The sequence below is a fragment of the Oerskovia sp. NPDC056781 genome (assembly GCF_042789955.1).
Lineage (GTDB): Bacteria > Actinomycetota > Actinomycetes > Actinomycetales > Cellulomonadaceae > Oerskovia > Oerskovia rustica.
Genome location: NZ_JBHUAD010000389.1, coordinates 1 through 1721, shown reverse-complemented (window position 1 = coordinate 1721; position 1721 = coordinate 1). Strand labels below are relative to the sequence as shown.

The following is a 1721-nucleotide window of genomic DNA, read 5'->3' as shown; positions in this document are numbered from 1 at the left end:
GGCCGCAACTGACGCTGAGGAGCGAAAGCGTGGGGAGCGAACAGGATTAGATACCCTGGTAGTCCACGCCGTAAACGGTGGGCGCTAGGTGTGGGTTTCCTTCCACGGGATCCGTGCCGTAGCTAACGCATTAAGCGCCCCGCCTGGGGAGTACGGCCGCAAGGCTAAAACTCAAAGGAATTGACGGGGGCCCGCACAAGCGGCGGAGCATGTGGATTAATTCGATGCAACGCGAAGAACCTTACCTGGGTTTGACATATACCGGAAAGCCGTAGAGATACGGCCCCCCTTGTGGTCGGTATACAGGTGGTGCATGGCTGTCGTCAGCTCGTGTCGTGAGATGTTGGGTTAAGTCCCGCAACGAGCGCAACCCTTGTCCTGTGTTGCCAGCGCGTAATGGCGGGGACTCGCAGGAGACTGCCGGGGTCAACTCGGAGGAAGGTGGGGACGACGTCAAGTCATCATGCCCCTTATGTCCAGGGCTTCACACATGCTACAATGGCCGGTACAGAGGGCTGCGATACCGTGAGGTGGAGCGAATCCCTTAAAGCCGGTCTCAGTTCGGATCGGGGTCTGCAACTCGACCCCGTGAAGTCGGAGTCGCTAGTAATCGCAGATCAGCAACGCTGCGGTGAATACGTTCCCGGGCCTTGTACACACCGCCCGTCACGTCATGAAAGTCGGTAACACCCGAAGCCGGTGGCCTAACCCTTGTGGAGGGAGCCGTCGAAGGTGGGATCGGCGATTGGGACGAAGTCGTAACAAGGTAGCCGTACCGGAAGGTGCGGCTGGATCACCTCCTTTCTAAGGAGCATCTCCCCATGCATCCCCGAACAGTCGGGGAGTGTGTGAGGGCAGAGCCATTTCGGATTCACATGTAATCCGGTGGTGCTCATGGGTGGAACACTGACTACCTCATCTACATGTCAGCGGGCCTGTGTGCCGGCTGGTGGGTGATATATCGGCATACTGTTGGGTCCTGAGAGAACACGCAAGTGTGACCTCGAAGGAAGGAACGACAAGCGGGAAACGCAGGTCATACCGCAGCGGGAACTTCGGTTCTGGTTGGTCCGGTGTCTGCATGGGTTTTCTGTTTGTGTGTTGTTTGAGAACTGCACAGTGGACGCGAGCATCTTTGTTGTAAGTAATTAAGAGCGTACGGTGGATGTCTTGGCACCAGGAGCCGATGAAGGACGTAGGAGGCTGCGATAAGCCTCGGGGAGCTGTCAACCGAGCTGAGATCCGAGGATTTCCGAATGGGGAAACCCAGCCACAGTGATGTGTGGTTACCCGCGCCTGAATATATAGGGCGTGTGGAGGGAACGTGGGGAAGTGAAACATCTCAGTACCCACAGGAAGAGAAAACAACATGTGATTCCGTGAGTAGTGGCGAGCGAAAGCGGAAGAGGCTAAACCATGGGTGTGTGATAGCCGGCGGGCGTTGCATTCGTGGGGTTGTGGGATCCGTCTTGTCAATTCTGCCGGATTGGCCGACAGTAAGAAATCATCGTGTTAGTCGAAGTGGTCTGGAACGGCCTGTCGTAGAGGGTGAGAGTCCCGTAGACGAAAACATGGTGACTGTCGTGACGGACACCCGAGTAGCAGCGGGCCCGTGAAATCTGCTGTGAATCTGTCGGGACCACCCGATAAGCCTGAATACTCCCTGGTGACCGATAGCGGACTAGTACCGTGAGGGAAAGATGAAAAGTACCCCGGGAGGG

General features: G+C 56.7%; 2 rRNA genes. Both read left to right on the top strand.

The features are described 5' to 3' along the window. Positions 1-804: ribosomal RNA gene (locus ACFRCR_RS18645) — 16S ribosomal RNA — on the top strand; the annotation flags it as partial. A 334-nt stretch (positions 805-1138) separates the two neighbouring features. Continuing rightward, positions 1139-1721: ribosomal RNA gene (locus ACFRCR_RS18640) — 23S ribosomal RNA — on the top strand; the annotation flags it as partial.